The 18,707-nt window shown below is 69.9% G+C and carries 16 protein-coding genes; 5 read left to right on the top strand and 11 right to left on the bottom strand.

The window, feature by feature from the left end:
• Positions 1 to 9: 9 nt before the first annotated feature.
• From ACFO0C_RS28325 to ACFO0C_RS28310, 4 genes are all read right to left on the bottom strand, one after another.
• Entirely contained in the window at positions 10 to 2,424 is a 2,415-nt protein-coding gene (locus ACFO0C_RS28325; RefSeq protein ID WP_378069743.1) for a hypothetical protein, read from the bottom strand.
• Complete coding sequence (locus ACFO0C_RS28320) at positions 2,424 to 5,558, bottom strand: hypothetical protein (RefSeq protein ID WP_378069742.1); 3,135 nt, start codon at positions 5,556 to 5,558, stop codon at positions 2,424 to 2,426. Before ACFO0C_RS28320 ends, ACFO0C_RS28325 begins: the two co-directional genes overlap by 1 nt.
• Before the next feature lie 88 nt (positions 5,559 to 5,646).
• Positions 5,647 to 6,366 carry a hypothetical protein gene (locus tag ACFO0C_RS28315; protein WP_378069741.1) on the bottom strand — a complete coding sequence of 240 codons (720 nt, stop codon included), beginning with the start codon at positions 6,364 to 6,366 and terminating at the stop codon, positions 5,647 to 5,649.
• On the bottom strand, positions 6,366 to 7,088 hold the full coding sequence (locus ACFO0C_RS28310; protein ID WP_378069740.1) for an ABC transporter ATP-binding protein: 723 nt from the start codon (positions 7,086 to 7,088) through the stop codon (positions 6,366 to 6,368). Before ACFO0C_RS28310 ends, ACFO0C_RS28315 begins: the two co-directional genes overlap by 1 nt.
• Positions 7,089 to 7,189: 101 nt before the next feature.
• Between ACFO0C_RS28310 and ACFO0C_RS28305 the strand changes: the two genes are divergently transcribed.
• Positions 7,190 to 8,344 carry a histidine kinase gene (locus ACFO0C_RS28305; RefSeq protein ID WP_378069739.1) on the top strand — a complete coding sequence of 385 codons (1,155 nt, stop codon included), beginning with the start codon at positions 7,190 to 7,192 and terminating at the stop codon, positions 8,342 to 8,344.
• A gap of 61 nt (positions 8,345 to 8,405) precedes the next feature.
• Complete coding sequence (locus tag ACFO0C_RS28300; protein ID WP_378069738.1) at positions 8,406 to 9,056, top strand: response regulator transcription factor; 651 nt, start codon at positions 8,406 to 8,408, stop codon at positions 9,054 to 9,056.
• Between the two features lie 46 nt (positions 9,057 to 9,102).
• Here the strand turns inward: ACFO0C_RS28300 and ACFO0C_RS28295 are convergent, their stop codons facing one another.
• The 6 genes from ACFO0C_RS28295 to ACFO0C_RS28270 all read right to left on the bottom strand — a co-directional run bounded on the left by ACFO0C_RS28295 (position 9,103) and on the right by ACFO0C_RS28270 (position 13,802).
• Positions 9,103 to 9,510 (bottom strand): hypothetical protein, encoded by a 408-nt coding sequence (locus ACFO0C_RS28295; protein WP_378069737.1) that lies wholly within the window; start codon positions 9,508 to 9,510, stop codon positions 9,103 to 9,105.
• A gap of 130 nt (positions 9,511 to 9,640) precedes the next feature.
• Positions 9,641 to 10,774: an acyltransferase family protein gene (locus ACFO0C_RS28290; protein WP_378069736.1), complete on the bottom strand. Its 1,134-nt coding sequence runs from the start codon at positions 10,772 to 10,774 to the stop codon at positions 9,641 to 9,643.
• Entirely contained in the window at positions 10,771 to 11,271 is a 501-nt protein-coding gene (locus ACFO0C_RS28285; RefSeq protein WP_378069735.1) for an SRPBCC family protein, read from the bottom strand. Before ACFO0C_RS28285 ends, ACFO0C_RS28290 begins: the two co-directional genes overlap by 4 nt.
• An 85-nt stretch (positions 11,272 to 11,356) precedes the next feature.
• Positions 11,357 to 12,553 (bottom strand): hypothetical protein, encoded by a 1,197-nt coding sequence (locus tag ACFO0C_RS28280; protein WP_378069734.1) that lies wholly within the window; start codon positions 12,551 to 12,553, stop codon positions 11,357 to 11,359.
• Positions 12,534 to 13,076, bottom strand: coding sequence for a SigE family RNA polymerase sigma factor (locus ACFO0C_RS28275; RefSeq protein ID WP_378069733.1), 543 nt, complete (start codon positions 13,074 to 13,076; stop codon positions 12,534 to 12,536). The genes ACFO0C_RS28280 and ACFO0C_RS28275 overlap by 20 nt, the downstream gene beginning before the upstream one ends.
• 27 nt (positions 13,077 to 13,103) lie before the next feature.
• Positions 13,104 to 13,802: an HAD family hydrolase gene (locus ACFO0C_RS28270; protein WP_378069732.1), complete on the bottom strand. Its 699-nt coding sequence runs from the start codon at positions 13,800 to 13,802 to the stop codon at positions 13,104 to 13,106.
• A 68-nt stretch (positions 13,803 to 13,870) separates the two neighbouring features.
• On the opposite strand from ACFO0C_RS28270, the gene ACFO0C_RS28265 reads away from it, so the two are divergent.
• Positions 13,871 to 16,153, top strand: coding sequence for a putative bifunctional diguanylate cyclase/phosphodiesterase (locus tag ACFO0C_RS28265; protein WP_378069731.1), 2,283 nt, complete (start codon positions 13,871 to 13,873; stop codon positions 16,151 to 16,153).
• On the opposite strand, the gene ACFO0C_RS28260 is transcribed toward ACFO0C_RS28265, so the two are convergent.
• The gene (locus ACFO0C_RS28260) at positions 16,132 to 16,371 is read right to left on the bottom strand and encodes a hypothetical protein (RefSeq protein ID WP_378069730.1); all 240 of its coding nucleotides are present in this window, start codon (positions 16,369 to 16,371) and stop codon (positions 16,132 to 16,134) included. The genes ACFO0C_RS28265 and ACFO0C_RS28260 overlap by 22 nt on opposite strands.
• On the opposite strand from ACFO0C_RS28260, the gene ACFO0C_RS28255 reads away from it, so the two are divergent.
• On the top strand, positions 16,370 to 17,779 hold the full coding sequence (locus tag ACFO0C_RS28255; protein WP_378069729.1) for a M6 family metalloprotease domain-containing protein: 1,410 nt from the start codon (positions 16,370 to 16,372) through the stop codon (positions 17,777 to 17,779). The genes ACFO0C_RS28260 and ACFO0C_RS28255 overlap by 2 nt on opposite strands.
• 48 nt (positions 17,780 to 17,827) lie before the next feature.
• Positions 17,828 to 18,541: an SDR family NAD(P)-dependent oxidoreductase gene (locus tag ACFO0C_RS28250; protein WP_378069728.1), complete on the top strand. Its 714-nt coding sequence runs from the start codon at positions 17,828 to 17,830 to the stop codon at positions 18,539 to 18,541.
• Positions 18,542 to 18,707 lie beyond the last annotated feature (166 nt).

Below are 18,707 nucleotides of genomic sequence, written 5' to 3'. Positions count from 1 at the left end.
TGTTGCGTGTCAGGCGAGGATCTCCTCCTCGTCGCGCTCCTCCTTCGTCCCCGGTGCCTTGAACGGGTCGGAGGAGCCGGTCAGGTACCGGCTGATGACCTTGACGATCCACTTCACCAGCTTCGGCACCTTGAACACCGGTGGGGGAGCGGCCTGGAAGTTGTCGCGTCCGGCGTCGCGCAGCAGGTCCGCCTCCAGCCGGTCCGCAGCCGCCTCCAGCTTCTCCTTGCTGACGACCCGGTCGGTCTCGAAGTCGACCAGTTCCTCGCCGTTCTGCAGAGCGGTGGCCACGTCCTCGTCGCGCAGCGCCACGATCAGGCGCCGGTACATCGCCGGGGCCAGCGGCCGGGCGTGACCGTACTGCGCGCGGGCGTAGACACGCAGCAGGTGCAGGTCGTCGAGCCGTTTGCGGTAGCCCTTGACCAGGTCGTTCTTCTTCTTGTCGCGGCTGTCCTCCAGCACGTCGACGAGTCGTTCCATCCGGCGCTGGCGGCGCTCCAGGCCTTTGAGCGCGTTGCCGCTGCGCGAGGACGCGTTGAGTGCCCGGTCGTGGGACAGCTGATTGCTCCGGCGCTGTTCCGGGGAGACCACCGGGCCCGGCGTGCCCTCCGGGGCGGCCGCTGAGAAGCCCACCCCGGCACGCAGGTTGAGCAACTGGTCGTCGGAGACCCGGATGTCGAGCATGCCGATGATCTCGCTGACGTGCCCGGCGTACAGGGGGTGCGCGGCGACGAAGATCTCGTCACCGCCGACCATCAGCTGGATGCTGCGCGCGAAGACGGGCATCTGTGCGCCGCCGTTCAACACGCCGCCGCCGAACGCCTGCACCGCGCCGAGGAGCGCGCGCTGCCGGTCGGCCCGGTTGGTCAGGATGCGGCCGTGCACCTTCTGGAACGCCGTGAGGACCGCCTCGTAGGTGTCACGTTTGCGCAGCACCGTGCGGTTGTTGGAGACGAACGTCGCCCGGAGCAGGTTCTCGCCGGTGAGCTGGTCGTCGACGACCCGTTTGTTGACCAGCTCGTAGAAGAGCATCAGATCGACACCGAGGTCACGGATGTCGAAGGTGAAGAAGATCTGATGCCGGAAGTCCGACGAGTAGGCGAAGAACGGGAACTCCGATGTGGTGCCCTGCTGTGCGATCGCCGACTTCTGCCGGACGTCGCTGGTCAGTATCGGAGTCAGGCGCTGCCAGTCGACCTGTGGTTTCTTCGCCAGGTCGTCGACCAGGTTCGACGCGGCGCGGTGCAGGTCGAGGACCCGGCTGCGGTATTCGCTGAGCACGAAACCGGTGATGAAGTCGATCAGGTTCAGCACCACCAGCCAGGTTTCGAGCAGGTCGACCTGGACCTGGAATCCGGTGGTCGTGCCCTGCCTCAGCGTGGGAGCCACGAGCTTCTTCTTGCGTACGTCGCGGATGACGTCGGGGTTGCCGAAGAACAGCCGCTCGAAGGCGAGGAAGACGTCGGTCCACACCTTGTCGACGAGGATCCGGGTCAGGTTGACGTTCTGCTTGGCCCCGCCACTGCCGAGGATGAACTTCTTGATGCCCGGGGCGACGGCGCTGACCCGAAGGTAGGCGTTCTCGTTGAACGGGCGGCCCCGGTCGTCGGCACCCTTCGGAGTCTTCGGTGCCGTCCCGGCGAGGTGACTGCGGGCCATCCTGGTGCGTACGGCGGCGGCCTTCACCGCGTACCGGGCCAGGCCCGCGCTCTTGAGGGTCTCGGTGGTCAGCAGGAACGTGACGTCCAGCTGGTCGCCCTGGACCACGCGGGCCTGGGAGCCGATCAGGAAGTCGAACCGGTAGCCGCTCCTGGACAGCGCCCGCTTCAGTTTCCGGCAGGCCTCCTTCGGTTTGTGGTCGGGGTCGGCCAGCGCCTCGTCGATCGTCGTGATCAGCGCCTCGACGAGTGCCTTGTCCAGGCGGGCCAGGTCGGCGGCCACCTGTTCGGGCTTCTTGCCCTCGGCCAGGAAGAAGCAGATCTTGTAGTCCTGGCCGAGGGTCCGGTACGAGGGGCCCGGGCCGGTCGCGGTGGTGAAGATGTCACGGATGGCCTTGTTCCGGCGCTCGATGAAACGGTTCGTGTAGCCGTACTCCAGGACGTTGTCGTTGAGGTCTTTGATCCCGGTGTTGTCCCGGCCCTCGCCGGGGAACAGGATCGCGTAGAGCGTCAGCTCGTTCTGCCGCACCGGCCCGACGCCGCCGACCGGCAGGATCTCGCCGGCCACGCGGAACAGGTGCAGCGTGCGGACCTGCCGGTGGATCGCATCGGTCAGCAGCTTCCGGATCACGTCCGGTGGCCGGGCGTCGGCGCGTTCCACGATCTCGCGCATCTGCTGCGACTCCGTCCAGACCCGCGGCGGATCCTTGTCATCGCCGTCGTGGTACCGCGGGTCCAGGACGAAGTCGCTGGTGTCGTCGGCCATCAGCTGATCGACAGAGAGTTGTCGAGTTTGACCAGGCTGGTGGGGAGCTTGACCTCCCACGACTCACCGACGAGCTTGCCGCCCATCGAGTAGGCGAGCCCGCTGTCGTTCTTACCCGTGTAGTTGCCGGTCAGCTTGATGTTCTGCTCGTCGGTGACCGACTTGACGACGAACACCGACCCGCCGATCGAGATGCGCCGGTTGACGTCGTCGCTGCTGAACGCGGTTCCGGAGCCGACGACCTCCGGCTTGTCCTTGGTGACGCTCAGCGTGCCCGGCCCGTCGACGTTGTTGTCGCCCTGCTGCGACTTCAGCTCGTCCACGATCGACAGGTGCAGCACGTCGGCGGAGTCGGAGTCGGAGTTGACCAGGGCGCCGGCCCCGGCCCACAGCTCGCCGGTGCTCAGGTAGGTGAGGACCTGGTTCTCGAAACCGAGCCGCACCGGGACCTGAACGCGGGCCGCGCCGGCCCGCAGGAAACGGGTGAACAGCGGATCGTCGTCGGACAGCTGGGAGACGACCGGCCACTCCCGCTTCCGGCCCCAGAAGTACGGGTAGAAGATGTAGGTCATGTTGTTCCACTCGAAGCTCTGCTCGAAGACCTGGATGTAGGCGCCCTCGGCCTTGGCCTCCGCCAGGTCCACCTCCGGGTATCCGAACGGGCCCGCGTTGCCGGTGACCGCGTCGAACAGGTCGAACCGCTGGCCGGTCAGCAGTTGCACACAGCCCTTCTTCAGTTCGGTCTGCTCGGTCTCCCGGTTGATCGCCGGGTTGGTCCCGGTGATCGTGGCGTCGTTACGTGCCTGGAGACGGGCCTCGGCGACGGCCTCGTCGAAACGGGACTTGAGCCCGGCGTACGCCGTCATGATCGAGTTGAAGGTCTTGAGCTGCCACTCCTGGAGCTTCTCCGCCGTCAGCTTGCAGAACACCACCGCCACGACCTCCCAGTTGTGGAAGGCGAGCGTGTTGAGCGTGACGTCGACCGACGACGCCCGGTTGGCGCTCAGGTCGAAACCGGTCGGGTCCTGGCCCGGCTCGATGTAAGTGGCTTCCTTGTCGGCGACCTGCACGACGATGCGGTGGGTGCCCTTCTGCGTCTCGCCGAAGACGTTCACCGTCGCCGTCTGGGTCTGGTAGCCGTCCGGGATCGTCACCGCGAAGACGTCCGAGCTGATCTTCCGGTTCTCCTGGCCCTCACCCTGCGAGCTGTCCGGCACCGTGTCCATCTTGTCGGGTGACTTCCGGCTCGCCGTGGCGAGGGCCAGTGCCGGCGGCGGCGACGTCACGTCCTGGGCGCCGTACTTCGCCGCCCACATCTGGTACGAGTCCGGCCGGATGTCGGTGACCTGCAACGGCTGGAAGGTGGTGCCGTCGGCCAGGCAGTACCCCGGCGGCTCCGGCTCGGTCTGGCTCACCCCGGCCACCGGGCGGCTGCCCGCCACATGCCGCAGGAACGCGGCCGGCTCCGGGACCAGGAACTCCAGCATCAGCCGCTTGCCGTAGTTGACCACCTGCGCCCGGTACACCTTGTCGACGAACCGGTAGATCCCGGTGATGTCGTTGTTGCCGGTCCGGTTCTCGAACGCGTGGACGTCGGTCTCCTCCACCACGTCGGTCGTGGTCGTGGTCCGCCGGGTCAGCGACCGGGTCTGCACCCGGTTGACCGCCTTGGTGGAGATCTCCCGGGCGAAACTGGCCGACGCCGAGTCGGACTGCTGCCGCGAGCTGCTGCTGGAGAAGTTGAAATTGGAGGTGGCGTCGACCGACGGCCCGTAGGACGCGTGGATGGTCAGGCCCGCCTGGCTGCTCGCCGTCTCGTTGATGACGCTCTGCGACTCGGTCTGCAACTCGAACCGGTCGGTCGAGGAGAGATCCTGCTCCTTCTCCTGCGTCGTCTCCGTCTCGACGGTGTCGGTCTGCGTGGTGGTGTGACTGGTCCGGAACGTCCGCGACCGGGTCTCGCCGCGCAGCACGTTCTCGATGTGCGCGACCTCGCCCAGCTCGTACCGCAGCAGGGTCTGCTCCACCAGGTTCAGGTCGGCGACGCCCAGGACCTTCGCGTCGCCGTGCCCGGTGGGAACGGTGACACCGTCGGCGGGCAGCGCCGCCGGGGCGGGCGCGCACGGCCCCGGGGTCCGGCTGTCGGCCGGATCGGCCGCCGCCGGCCCGCCGTCGAGGTCGGAGCGGGCGAGGAACGTGTTGCCGATCCGGACGACCTGCCGGTCCGGGCCGATGTCGGCGTGCAACGAGCGGGCCAGGCCAGCCGCCCGGGTCTCCAGCAGGGCGACGGTCCGGGCGAGATCAAAACCCGTTTCCGGTACGCCGTTCGCCGCCAGCACCGCCCGGGTACTCCCGGTCAGGTTCCGCACGGCGGCCTCGGCGAGCCCGAAACCGGTGCGCCCGCTGTCGAGTACCTTCGTGCCGAACGCGTCCACCCCGTCCAGCAGCTCGTCGAGAGCCTGCCGGTGCGCTTCGAGGTTGGCCGACAGGGTGACCCGCCGCTGTGCCCGGGCCCGCGCCCGCGACGCCCGGCCGGCGGACGCGGCACGCAGCTCACCGTTGCCGGTGGCCACCGGCGGCAGCGGGAAGATGTCGCGCGGCAGAGCCAGCGGCGCACTGCCGAACACGGTCCGCGACAGGCTCGACTTGGCGGCCAGACGCCGGATCAGCCACAGCGCCCGGGCGGCGGTGGTGAGCAGTTCGCGCGTCTTGGTCGGCACCGACGGCACGATGGTGGCGGCGACGATGCTGTCCGAGACACGGCCGTGCAACGCGATGAACGCGTCGGTCCTGATGTGGGCGGCCGGGTCGGCCTTGTTGAACGCGTTACCGAACGCGGTCCCCGCGCCGGTGAAGAAGCCCTGGTCGGGCAGCGCGCGCACGGCGGTCATGAAATCCAGGTACGGCTTCTCGATCTTCTTGACCGAGTCGACGAACGCCGTCGAGCGGGTCAGCGTGGTGGCCGCGTCGATCATGCCGGTGCGGCCGCCGTCCCCGCGCAGCGACCGCAGCGTGTCGGCGAACGTCGTGACGAACACGCCGAGGTCCACGCTGGCGCCGGCGTTCTGCTGAAGGATGTCGACGTCCTGCGGCGGACGGACGGTGACGAAACGGAAGACCTCGGCGGTCGCCATGGATGTGCCCTTCGGTACGACGGATCGTGTCGTCCCGACGCTGGCAGCAGGGGCTGAAACCACGCTGATGCGGCGCTGAAACGCCCTGTCAGACGTCCCTGCGGTGGTGCGTGACCAGAGCGGCGGCGATGACGAGCAGCGGCCACAACAGATAGGCGAGCCACGCCTGGGTGACCGTGGCGTACAGGTCACCGACGACCTCGGGCGGGCCGTAGGACCGGGTCAGCCGCTGCCACGCCGGCACGAGCATGGCATGGTTGGCGGTGACCAGCTGGGGCGCCACCACCAGCAGCATGACGCCGGTGACGTAGGTGGTCCCGCCGTGCCGCAGCACCACCGCCAGCCCCAGCCCGACCAGCGCGCACACCGGGGCGATCAGGGTCGCCGCGGCGAACGCCGCCGCCGTGCCCTCCGCCGTGAACGACAGATCGCCCAGCATCAGACCGGACACCGTGAACGCGGCGACGGTGGCCACCGCGCCGGTCACCGTCCACAGCGCGGCCAGCACGGCCGCCTTGGCCAGCACCAGCTCGGCACGGGCCGGCACCGCGACGGTCGTCGCCCGGAGCAGCCCACTGCCGTAGTCGCTGATCATCGTGGCGGCGCCGGAACTGACCGCCACCACCACCAGCGCGAGACAGTCGGCCAGCGGGAAACCGTCGCTCAGGTCGAGCTCGTCGGCCGCCGGTTTGGCCTTCGCGGCGATCACCGCCGCGGCGACCGCCGTCAGCACGGTCAGGAGGACGGTCCACCGGGTGGACCGCAGCGCGCGGAGCTTCAGCCACTCGGCGGCGATCAGGTCACGCATCAGGCACCCCCGGCCCGGTAGTCGAGGCTGGTTGCGGTGAGGTCGAGGAACGCGTCCTCCAGCGAACGGCCCGGACCGGCCAGCTCCGCCACCGGCCCCTCGGCCAGCAGACGGCCACGGCCGATCACGATCACCTCGTCGGCGGTCGCGGCCATCTCACCGATCAGATGACTCGACAGGAACACCGTGCGGCCCTCGGCGGCGAGCCGCCGGAACAACCCGCGCGCCCACCGCACCCCCTCCGGGTCCATGCCGTTGACCGGCTCGTCGAAGATCAGCACCGGCGGATCACCCAGCAGCGCCGCCGCGATACCCAGCCGCTGCCGCATGCCCAGCGAGTACGACCCGGCACGCCGCCCGGCCACCTCGGTCAGCCCCACCTCGGCGAGCACCTCGTCCACCCGCCGCCCCGGCAGGCCGTTCCCCCGGGCCAGCGCCGCCAGATGCACGAACGCCGGCAGGCCCGGATGCGCCTGCGGGCCGTCCAGCAGCGCACCCGCGTGCCGCAGCCCGCGCCGATGCGTGCGGAACGGCACCCCGTCGATCGTGGCGCTGCCGCCGGTCGGTGCGTCCAGGCCCAGCAGCACCCGAAGAGTCGTGGTCTTACCGGCCCCGTTCGGCCCGAGGAATCCGGTCACCCGCCCGGGCCGCACGGTGAAGGACAGATCATCGACCGCGGTGGTACGGCCATAGCGTTTGATCAGTTGGTCGACGTGAATCATGCCGATCACTGTCCGGGAGCAGGCGCCGTACCGTCATCGGACCGTGGTCGTCATGCCGTGGTCTGATGCCCGCGCCATCGGACCGCCGATAGTCTCGGGCAATGTTCGGTGCGCCGGGCGCCTGGGTGGCGCTGCTCTGGTCGGCCGCGGCGTTCGCGGCGCTGCGCGGCTACTCCGGTGTGCCCGGCATGCCCGACGGACTGCCGCCCCGGCCCGCCTGGTGCTGGTTGCTGGCCGCCGTCGCCGTCATCACCGGCCTGGCCGCGAGCACACTGGTCCGCCGCCGGCCGCTCACCGCACTGCACCTCATGCTGCTCGCCGCCGTCGGTCTCGTCCTCGCGGTCGGGTCGGACGGCATCCCCAACCAGCCCGACCAGTCGGTCGCACTGTTCCTGCTCCCCGCCGGGATCGTGTTCGCCCGGGTCGTCATCGTCGACCCGCCCCGGGCGTGGTTCGCCGCCCTCGTGTCGATGCTGGCCGCGGTGCCGGTGAACGCCGGGCTGCGCGTGCTGCTGAGACAACCCGACGGGTTCCAGCCGACCGCCTGGCTGGCCTTCGCGGTGCTGCCCACGGTCGTCGCCGGGCTGCTCGGTTTCTCGGTCCGGCAGGCCCGCGACTATGCGCGACGGCTCAGCGAGCAGGCCGCCGAGCAGGCCGTGGTCGCCGAACGGCTACGGATCTCCCGGGAACTGCACGATCATGTCGCGCACAGCGTCGGCGTCATCGCCATGCAGGCCGGCGCGGCCGCCCGCGTCATGGACACCCAGCCCGAACGGGCCCGGGAGGCGATGCTGGCCATCGAGACGGTCAGCCGGGACACGCTGTCCGGGCTGCGGCGCATTCTCGGCGGACTCCGCGAGACACCGTTGCAGCCGCCGCCCGGTCTGGCCGATGTGGGCGAGCTGGTCGGGGCCGCACAGGCCGCCGGGGTGACGGTCGACGTCGCCTGGAGCGGGGAGCGGCGTGCGCTGGCCGCCGAGGTCGAGCTGTCCGCCTACCGGATCATCCAGGAGTCGCTCACCAACGTGGTACGGCACGCGGGCGCCGGCCTCTGCCGGGTATCGGTCGACTACGGGCCGGCGGAACTGGCGATCGCGGTCGTCGACGACGGGCGCGGCGGTGACACGGGTGGTGGCGGTTTCGGGCTGGTCGGCCTGCGCGAGCGGGTGGCGCTGGTCAACGGCACTCTCACGGCTGGTGCCCGGCCCGGTGGCGGCTTCGAGGTCGCGGCCCGGATCCCGGTGTCGGCGTCATGAGCGTCGGTGTCCTGCTCGCGGCGGCGGATCTCCCTTCGGCGGACCTCCTTTCGGCGGCGTCATGAACGTCCGAGTCCTGCTTGCCGACGATCATGCGCTGATTCGCAGCGCCCTCCAGATGGTCCTGGCCGACGCCGGGGACATCGAGGTGGCCGGCGAGGCCGCGTCCGGCACCGAGGCGGTGCGCCTGACCGGCGAGCTGCGACCCGACGTGGTGCTGATGGACATCCGCATGCCCGGGCTCGACGGCATCGAGGCGACCCGCCGGATCACCGCCGAGCCGGGCGGACCCCGGGTCGTCGTGCTCACCACGTTCGACGACGACGCGTACGTCCATGGGGCTCTGCGTGCCGGGGCGTCGGGGTTCCTGGTGAAGGACATGGCCCTGGAGGAGATCGTGTCCGCGATCCGGGTGGTCGCCACCGGCGACGCGCTGATCGCGCCGAGCGTCACCCGGCGGCTCATCGAGATGGTCGCCCGGCAGCCGGAGCCCGCCGCGCCACCCGTGGACCTCGACGGTGTCACCGGCCGCGCGCGTGAGGTGCTGATCCTTGTCGCGCAGGGCGCCACCAACACCGAGATCGCCGAGCGGATGCACATCACGATGCCGACGGTGAAGAGCTACATCGGCCGTCTGATGGTCAAACTCGCTGCCCGGGACCGCGTCCAGCTGGTGATCATCGCCTACCAAGCGGGCCTGGTCACTCCCTGACCTCGGCACCCAAACCCGCTGGTTGCGGACGCCTGGACGTGGCAGGTCAGTCTCGTTGGAGCAGAGAACCGAGCGAATGTCCCAGAGCGGAGCCGAGGATCTCGTGTGCCGGATCGATCCTCAGCCACAGCAACTTGTGACGGCTGCCGTCACGCATCGTCAGCGCCAGCCGGTCGGACAGGATTCCGCGGTGAAGCCTTGCCTCCACCACCTCATCGAGTGGAAGCACCTTGTTGGTCGGATGGGCGGAAACGATGTCCTGCTGCGACAACGACGATGCCGGCACCTCGAGCAGAACCATGGGCACGGTGCGCTCGTTCTTGTTGGCCAGTGTCGCCCGGAGACTCAGTCGCCGTCGCACCAGATGACGCGGCAGCAGCCACAGCTCACCGTGAATCCAGTCCGCCCATCCAGTCGTACAGCTCCTGCTGATCAACTGTGCTGTCTCAGTCACGGCGCCACGCTAACCGACAGTGGTGCCGACAGAGCGCCCGGAGTGCGCGCTCCCGCGGTGGAACGGACGCTCGTCATGATGCTGACCGTGGGCATCAGCGTGCAGGTCGCGCCCGGATGAGGGTGCGGCATCAGCAGGCCGGAGTCGCGTGGCCGGGTGCGGGTCGTGGTCTGCGACTACGCGTGCGAGCCGGGCGTGTGACCGGTTCGAAGGCACGGTTCAGGCGTGCGGCGACCGGCTGTTCCAGGCGGCGGCTGACCAGGATCGCGACGCCGGTCAGCACCACGAGGGCGAGCACGAGCAGCGGTACCGGTCCGATGGTGGTGTGGGTGCTCACGAAGTGGATCGCGGCGAAGCCGGTCGCGTAGTGCAGCAGGTAGAGCGGGTAGCTTGCGGTGCCGAGGACGGCCAGCCGCCGCCACCGGATCCCGTCGAGGCGGTGCAGTGACAGCAGCGCCAGCGCGCCGAAACACGCGGTGATCAGGAGGCTCGACGGTGCGTACGACATGCCTTTGTCGGCCGGCAGCGGATTGCCCTGGTAGTAGTGGATCGACAGGGCCCAGCTGAGCCCGATCAGCAGCCACAGCTCCGGCCGGGGCCCGGACCGGTGGATCAGATAGAAGGCGATCCCGGCCACGAAATAGTGCGAATTGCCGCGCATCACCAGGGCGTCCAGCCAGGGCTGCCCGATCTCGGCCGCCAGGATCGACGCCAGGCTCCAGATCAAACAGAACGCGAGCACATTACGGTACGTGACACCGATCCACACGACGACGAGGAAGAGCAGGTAGAACTTGAGTTCCAGCCACAGCGTCCAGTACACGTCGTCGATGCGCGGCGTACCGAGCGGATCCTCCAGCAGGAACAGATTCGCCGGCAGCGCCCGCAGTGGCACCGGGCCGAAGACCCGGGGGTAGACGGCGGTGACCAGTGTGGTGATCGCCGCACAGATCCACAACGCTGGGAAGAGACGGACAAACCGAGAGATCAAATACTTCTCGGGGGCACGACCCCACGCGGTCAGGCAGATCACGAAACCGCTGATCATGAAGAAGAACGGGACGCCGACCCAGCCGTACGCCGCGATCCGGTAGAACCAGCCGAAGACCTGGTCGGGTGGGCTGCCCCAGATCTGGACCCCTCCGTGGCCGGCCACCGCGACCAGGTGGAAGACGGCGACGCCGAGCGCGGCGACGAACCGGAAGAGGTCGAGTGCCGGCAGGCGTGTGCCCCGTGATGCCGCCGGCAGCCGGGTCACGGTCATCCCGCGGTCTCCGGTTCCGGCGCGGGCATGACCGTGTGCAGCAGCCGGACCCACAGCGACCGGCGGGCCGGGGTGCGGACGGTGCCGGTGGCGGCGCGTTCGGCGTTGTCGAGCAGTTCGGCGATGAGCGCCTGGTGCAGCCATCGTGCGGCCAGCGGCCAGAGCAGGAGCATCGCGCCGCGGGCCCGGGCAACCAGGATGTGCACCATCTCGGCCCGGCCGTGTCCGGTGGCGCGGACCCACAGCTCGTGGTATCCCGCCAGTGGTGCGTCGTCGGGGAACTCGAATCGCACGCGCAGGCCGGGTTCGTAGGCGGTGACGGTGTACCGGATCGGTCCGTGGCCGCCGCTCGCGCCGACGCCGAGCGGGCGGTCCAGTCTCAGCGGCCCCCAGCCGGGTGCGGGCCACAGCGGGTCGTCGGGTCCGGCGAGCCGGTCGTGCAGCGCGCCGAGGGTGGCCACGGGTGCGGCGATGACGCGTCGTTGCATGTTGATCATGGGGGCTCCGTACGGGCATGGCGAAGCCGTCGCGCCACCTGACGGTGTGGCGGACGTGTTCGCGCTGAGGGGTGTGGTGTGGTGGTTACCTGTCGACGCCGGGCACCGCGTCGCCCAGCTCGGTCCAGGTGCCGCTGTCTCCGGGGTCGTCCAGGCGCATGCCGCGCAGCACCTGGACCAGCTCGTCGGTGGATTCGCCGGCGTTGCTCGACGCCTCGATGACGTATTTCCCGCCGCTGCTGAGCCGGTAGCAGGCGTTCCCGGCCGGCGCGCAGAACGGCTGATCGTCCGGCATCGCCGGCCCGGCCGACGGTCCGAAGGACGGCTCGTAGGACTGCGCGAAGGACGGCCACATCGAGGGATCGAACGACTGCCCGTACGAGGGGGAGCCGGACGGCCCGCCGGCGACCTCGGTCGTCGGAATGAGTTCCTCACGGCTGATCCAGCCCGGGTACACCCGCACCCGCAGGCTGGTCACGCTGTCGCCGGTGAGGGGCTGGGTCAGGTCCGAATAATCCTCGGTCTCCCTGGTGAAACGCGCGGCACCCCGCTGGAGGTGTGCGCCGGTGAGCTCGTCGTCGCCGGTGACGCCCATCGAGGTGAGGTGGTAGCCGGGCGGGAGGTACGACATCCGCCAGGGCAGCGTGGCGGGACGGCCCGGGCCCGGGTGCAGCCCCGTGGCCACGCGGATCATGTCGGCCCGGCTCAGATCATCGCCCGCGGACTGGACGACCGCCCAGGCATCCGGGCTGTACTGCCAGGCCAGCGCATTGTCCGCGGAGGAGTGGAGGCCCTGCGCGTCACCGATCCGGACGGACTCGGCGTGACGGAACTGAGCCGGGTCGAACACGCCGTCCCGGTAGACGGTGAGCACCGAGTGGCTGACCGGGATCTGCTCGGTCGTGCCGTCACCGTGGTCGAACGGGGCCTTCGTGCCGCTCCTGTGGATGCGTGCCTGCTGGTAGCCGGGTGTGACGTTGACCGGGTCGCCGACCTCGAGGTCACCGACGGTGTAGGCGGTGAGGGTGTGATCGAACGCCGTCACCGGGAACCGCGCGCTCCCCTGATCGGCGGCCGAGACGGTACCGTTCCCGGCGATCACCTGCGGGACGACCGCCGCCGCGGCGACGGCGAGGACCAGCCCGGCCGCGCTGCCGGCCAGGGTCAGGCGTCTGCGGGCCTCGCGGCGACGGCCGCCGGCCACGAAGTCGTCGGTGCTGCGCCGCATCGGCGGGTCGCCGGCCCGCGCCGCGTCCAGCAACTCATGCATGTCGAGTCGCATAGCGCTCCGTCCCGTGCGTGTCGCCGGTCAGCAGGGTGGTGTCGGGACCGAGAACCTCACGCAGGGTCCGCAGACCGCGGACGGTGTGGCTCTTGACGGTCGCTTCCGGGCAGTTGAGAGCCTCGGCGGTCTCCTGCACGCTCAGGTCCTCGAAATACCGCAGCACCAGCACGGCCCGGCGGCGGACCGGCAGGCTCGCCAGCGCGGCGTGGATCCGCAATCGCTCGTCGACGTCGTGGGCGTCGTCCGAACCGGCCTTCTCCGGCATCACGTCACCGGTCGGCTGCTCGCGCCGCCACCAGGGCCGGCGCACCTCGTCGATGGCGGCGCGGACCACCATCGTGCGGGCGTAGCTCTCCGGCCGGTCGACCCGGCGCCACCTGGTGTAGAGCTTGGCCAGGGCGGTGAAGACCGCGTCCTCGGCGAGCTGCCAGTCGCCGCAGGTGAGGTAGGCGAGTGAGCGCAGCGAGTGCGCCTGCGCGTCGACGAAACTTCGGTAGTTCGTCTCTTCATCACTGTTCACCAGCCGGGGCTCCTGTCTGTCCGAGAACTAGACGGCCGGCGGGATGCGCGGCGGATGCACATCGACCGAAGTTTTTTCGGAAACTTCTGCCGTGCCCAGAATGATGGCCTTGAGCTCGGCCAGGGTCGCGATCCGGTGGCTGGCCGAGGAGAAGTCGTGTCCCTGGGTGAAGGCGTTGTGCACGACGGCGCAGTCGATGCCGGCCGCCACGGCCGCGTTCAGTCCCCGGGCGGAGTCCTCCACGACCAGGGCCTCCTGGCGGGTGGCACCGAAGCGCCGCAAGGCGGTCAGATAGGGCTCCGGGTGTGGTTTGGCCCGGTCGTAGTCCTCCCGGACCAGGACGAAATCCATGAACGGCCTGATCCGCCGCCGTTCGTGGATGATGTCGAAGTCCGCGCGTTTCGCCGTCGTGACGATCGCCATCCGGACGTACTTCGACAGTTCGGCGAGGACGTCGGCGACGCCGTCGATCTCGATGTCCTCGGTGCGCAGATACTCCTGGTAGTAGGCGTCGCGGACGGCACGCCGGGCGATGACGGTCTGCTCGTCGGCACCGGCCGCACGGGCCTGCTCCCAGGCACCCCAGCCGCGGCCCATGTCCCGCAGATAGCGATCCTTGTCCAAGGTCAGACCGATGTCGGCCAGCGCCCGTTCGCTGGCCTTGTAGTACCAGTGCTCGGTGTCCACCAGGACGCCGTCATGATCGAAGAGGATGTACTTCTTCACCTGGGCGATCGTAGCCACGTGAAGCCGATTGGCTCACCAGGGACGCCCGTACGGCCGATCATGGGGTGGTGGCGTCCCTGACGGTGGTGTCGGCTCGCGACCGGTGGTGGCTGCGTGCCGCTTTCGGGCTCGGTGTCGTGATGGTGATCGCCCAGTTCCTGGCTGCTGTCCCGGCGGTCCGTGGCTGGCTGGACGGGCATTCGTGGGCCCGGGACGTGCTGCAGGACGCGGTCTACCTGCTGGCCGCGGCGCTGGTCCTGGCCCGGGCGCTGATCGTCCGCAAGGATCGCGGCGCGTGGCTGGTGATGGCCGGTGGACTGGGCTTCTACGCGGCCGGCACGGTCTGGTGGATCGCCGTCGTCGTCAAGCAGGACCCGATGCCGTATCCGTCGGTCTCCGACCTCATGTGGCTGGCGTACTACCCGTTCGCGTACACCGCGGTGGTTCGTCTGCTCCGGGCACGGCGGTCCCGGATCAGTGTCTCCTCATGGCTGGACGGACTGATCGCGGCGTCCTGTGCGGCGGCGTTCGCGTCGGTGGTGTTCCTCAACGGCGTCACCGTCGACTCGTTCGAGCCCGGGCTGCCGATGCTGGTCAGCGTGGCCTACCCGGTCGCCGACATCGTGCTGGCCGGTGTGCTGCTCGGATCGTGGGCGCTGAGCAACTGGCGTCTCGAACGGGTCTGGACGTTGCTGCTGACCGGGATGGGCATCAACACCCTGGCCAACGCGCTGCGGATGCTGGAGACCAACAGCGGCATCTACGTACCGGGCGGCTGGACGGACGTACTCTGGACCGTCGCCCTCGCCTTGATCGTCGCCGCCGCCTGGCAGAGCCCGCAGCCCAGCGCGGAACGGCGGCCGGCCCGGGCACTGGTCGGCATGACGCTGCCGGCGCTGCTGGCGTTCGCGTCGATGGTCCTGCTGCTGAGCGACGGCTGGCGCCACAACGGGCTGCCACTGGCCAGCAGTTCCCTGGCCGCCGTCGCGATCACCGGCGCGATCGTGCGGATGCTGCTGACCGTGCGGGCGGTGGAGAACCTCGCGGCCGCCCGCCGGCAGGCCCGCACCGACGACCTGACCGGGCTGCCCAACCGGCGCCGGTTCCTCGAGATCCTCGCCCGTGACCTGGACCAACGTGACCCACGGTCGCCGATGGCGGTGGCCGTCGTCGACCTGGACCGGTTCAAGGAGATCAACGACAGCTTCGGTCACCACCTCGGCGACCAGTTGCTGCAGATGGTGTCGGAACGCCTGACCGAGGCGATCGGCAGCGATGGGGTGCTGGCCCGGCTCGGCGGCGACGAGTTCGGCGTGGTCATGCCGGACGCGGACGCCGTACGCGCGCAGAAGATCGCTCTCGGTCTTCTGCCCGCTCTGCGGCACCCGTTCGACCTGGACCAGATCGCGCTGCACGTCGACGCGAGTATCGGTGTGGCGGTGTTCCCCGATCACGGTACCGATCACTGTGTGCTGCTGCGCCAGGCCGACAGCGCCATGTACCTGGCCAAGAATGATCACCGTGGGGTGGCGGTGGCCACCGGGGCGGCCGCGGACGACGCCGGCCGGCAGCGCCTCACCACGCTGGAGGAACTGCGCACCGGACTCGACCGGGGCGAGCTGACGCTGCACTACCAACCGCAGATGGAGGTCGGCACCGGCGAGACGACCGGCGTGGAGGCGCTCGTGCGCTGGGAGCACCCACGCCGCGGCCTGGTGTTCCCGGACGTGTTCCTGCCGCTGGCCGAGCACGCCGGGCTGATGGGCCGGCTCACCCTGCAGGTCCTCGACATCGCCCTCGCCCAGTGCCGGGAGTGGCGCGACGAGGGCCTGTACCTGGTGGTGGCGGTGAACCTGTCCGCCTCGAACCTGCAGGACACCAGCCTGCCCGGGCACGTCGCGGACGGTCTGGCCCGCCACGGTGTGCCGCCGGGCGCGCTCCACCTGGAGGTCACCGAGGAGATCCTGATGCGCGACGCGGCCCGCGCCACCGAGGTCCTGGCCGAGCTGAGAGCCATGGGGGTACGGCTGGCCGTCGACGATTACGGCACCGGTTACTCCAGTCTCGCCTACCTGCACGCGCTGCCGGTGGACGACCTGAAACTCGACCGTGCGTTCGTCACCCACTGTGACACCGACCCGCGCAGTGCCGCGATCGTGAAGAGCACCGTCGAACTGGCCCACAACCTGGGCATGCGGATGATCGCCGAGGGCGTCGAGAACGAGGCCGCCCTCGACCGGTTGCGTGAGTGGGGCTGCGACCTGGTGCAGGGTTACCACCTGAGCCGCCCCCAGCCGGCCGACCGTCTGGTCACCTGGCTCCGCGAGCGTCAGCCCAGCACCCTGGCGTAATGGTCCAGCGTCCACGGCGCCCGGATGCGGGCGTCGCCGCGTCGTACCGTCTCAGGATTGAAAAGCTCCGCCCGCCAGGTGAAACGCGATGTGGCGATGTCGGCTTCGTACCTTTTCTGCGGTATCTCTACATCACCGGCAGCTGTCGGATGACCGCGACGTCGTCGCGACGACACCATCGACCGCATCAGCCGGCACCGAAAAACGGAGACGATCATGACCGAGACACCCATCCACCACCGGTACGGGTTCTGCGCCGTCGCACCGAGCCCGGAGGCGGCCGCCCTCATCCGCGCCGAACGCGACCTGAATCCGGCCGCGGCCGCCCTCGCCGAGAGCGTCGCGCCGCCGCCCCGGCCACTGGGCTACAACGACGGCATGATCATCCCGCCTACGGAGTTCCCGCCCGGCACCCCGGAGGCGGTCCTGCGGAGCACCGCGCTCACCAGGACGCCACTCCGAGGCGCCGTCCGTGTCATCGTCGTGCTGGTGGACTTCCCCGACCGGGCCATGGAACGGCCGGCCGAGGAGTTCGACGACCTGTTCTTCTCCACCGGCGTCCTGCCCAACGGCAGCGTGCGGGAGTACTACCGCGAGGTGAGCGGCGGCCTGATCGACCTCGTCGGGAAGACCGTCGGGCCGCTGCGGCTCCCGCGCCCGCTGTCCTGGTACGCCAACGGCAACTTCGGTATCGGCCGGCCGAGCGGTGCTCCCCGGGCCAACATCATGGCCCAGGACGCGGCCCGGGCCGCCGACGGGATCGTCGACTTCACGTCGTACGACAACGACGGCAACGGATTCGTCGACGCGTTCGTGATCGTCCACGCCGGGCGCGGTGGCGAGGAGACACGCAGGCCCGGGGACATCTGGTCGCACAAGTGGGTCCTGCCGTCCGTTCACCGGGCCGACGCGACCAGCATCTTCGCCTACCTGACGATCCCCGAGGACTCGAAGATCGGCGTCTGCGCCCACGAACTGGGTCACCTGCTGTTCGGTTTCCCCGACCTGTACGACGCCGACGACACGTCCGAGGGCCTCGGCGACTGGTGCCTGATGGCCGGCGGCTCGTGGGGCGGTGGCGGCGACGTGCCGGTCCACCCCTCCGCATGGTGCAAGGTCAACCAGGGGTGGGCGACGGCGGTCAACGTGACCACGCCCGGCCCGCTGACGCTGCCGGACGTCAAGGACAGCAACACGGTTCACCGGATGTGGACCGACGGCCGGACCGGGCCGGAGTACTTCCTGATGGAGAACCGTCAGCGAACCGGCTACGACGCGTCCCTGCCGGGCGACGGCCTCCTGATCTGGCACGTCGACGAGACCCGGGAGAACAACCAGGACGAGCGCCGCTACATGGTCGGGCTCGTCCAGGCCGACGGGCGGCGCGACCTGGAGGCCAACCGCAACCGTGGTGACGCCGGTGACCCGTACCCCGGGCGGTCGGAGAACACCCGTTTCGACGGGGAGTCCACGCCGAGCTCCGACTCCCACTCGGGGCGCGCCACCCACGTCGCCGTCACCGGCATCGCCCGGGACGGCGCGACGATGACGGTGCACGCCGCGGTCACCGCCCCCGCCGGCGTCGACGACGAGCAGAAGCCGGTGGCGGTCGGTTCACACATGTGACGTGCGGCGGGAGGCTGCCCCGGCCGGGTGGTGCGCTATACCTGGATCATGGATCTCGGGCTCGCGGGGCGTACCGCGCTGATCGTCGGTGGAAGCGGTTTGATCGGCCGGGCGGTCGCCGCCGCGCTGATCCGCGAGAAGGTGCGGGTCGTGCTGGCCGCCCGGTCGGCGGACCGGCTCGATCTGGCCGCCGGGGAGTTCGGCGGCCAGACCGGGACGGTCGTCGTCGACACCCGCGACACCGCCTCGGTGGCCGCCGCGGTCGAGCGGGTGATCGCCGACGAGGGCGCGATCGACATCCTGGTCAACGCGGCGGCGCCACCGGCCAACACCCTCGACCCGGCCAAAGATCAAGACCCTGATCAGGTACGGGACGCCTTCGACGCCAAGACGGTCGGCTACCTGCGGGTCGTCGACGCGGTACTCCCGCACATGCGGCGGGCCGGGTTCGGCCGGATCGTCAACATCAGCGGGCAGAACGCGTTCCTGAGCCGGTCGGTGACCGGTTCCATCCGCAACGCCGCCGTGATCGTCGGCTCCAAGGCACTGGCCGACTCGGTCGCCGGGACCGGGGTGACGGTCAACGTCGTCAACCCCGGTCTCGTCACGGCCACGCCGAACCCGGTGCCGCAGGCGGCGGCCCCCGGCGACTCCACCCCGGAGCAGGTGGCCGCCCTGGTCACGTTCCTGGCGTCGGCGCAGGCCGCGGCGATCTCCGGCGAGTCCATCGCCGTCGGCCACCGGGTCCTGGGCGTCCAGTGACCCCCGCCCGCCGTCACAGGTCGTAACCGCCGGGGACCTCGACGTCCCGCGCCGTCATCCATCCGCGCGGCGTACGCGACGCCCTCGTCGCGGAACACCTCAGCCGCGAGTACCGCCGCCAGTCCGGCGCCCCACCCAGCCAGGACGTCACTCTCCCGTGGTGAAC

The organism is Actinoplanes subglobosus, from assembly GCF_042650585.1.
Classification (GTDB): Bacteria; Actinomycetota; Actinomycetes; order Mycobacteriales; family Micromonosporaceae; genus Actinoplanes; species Actinoplanes subglobosus.
This window is presented reverse-complemented; position numbering and strand designations above follow the sequence as displayed.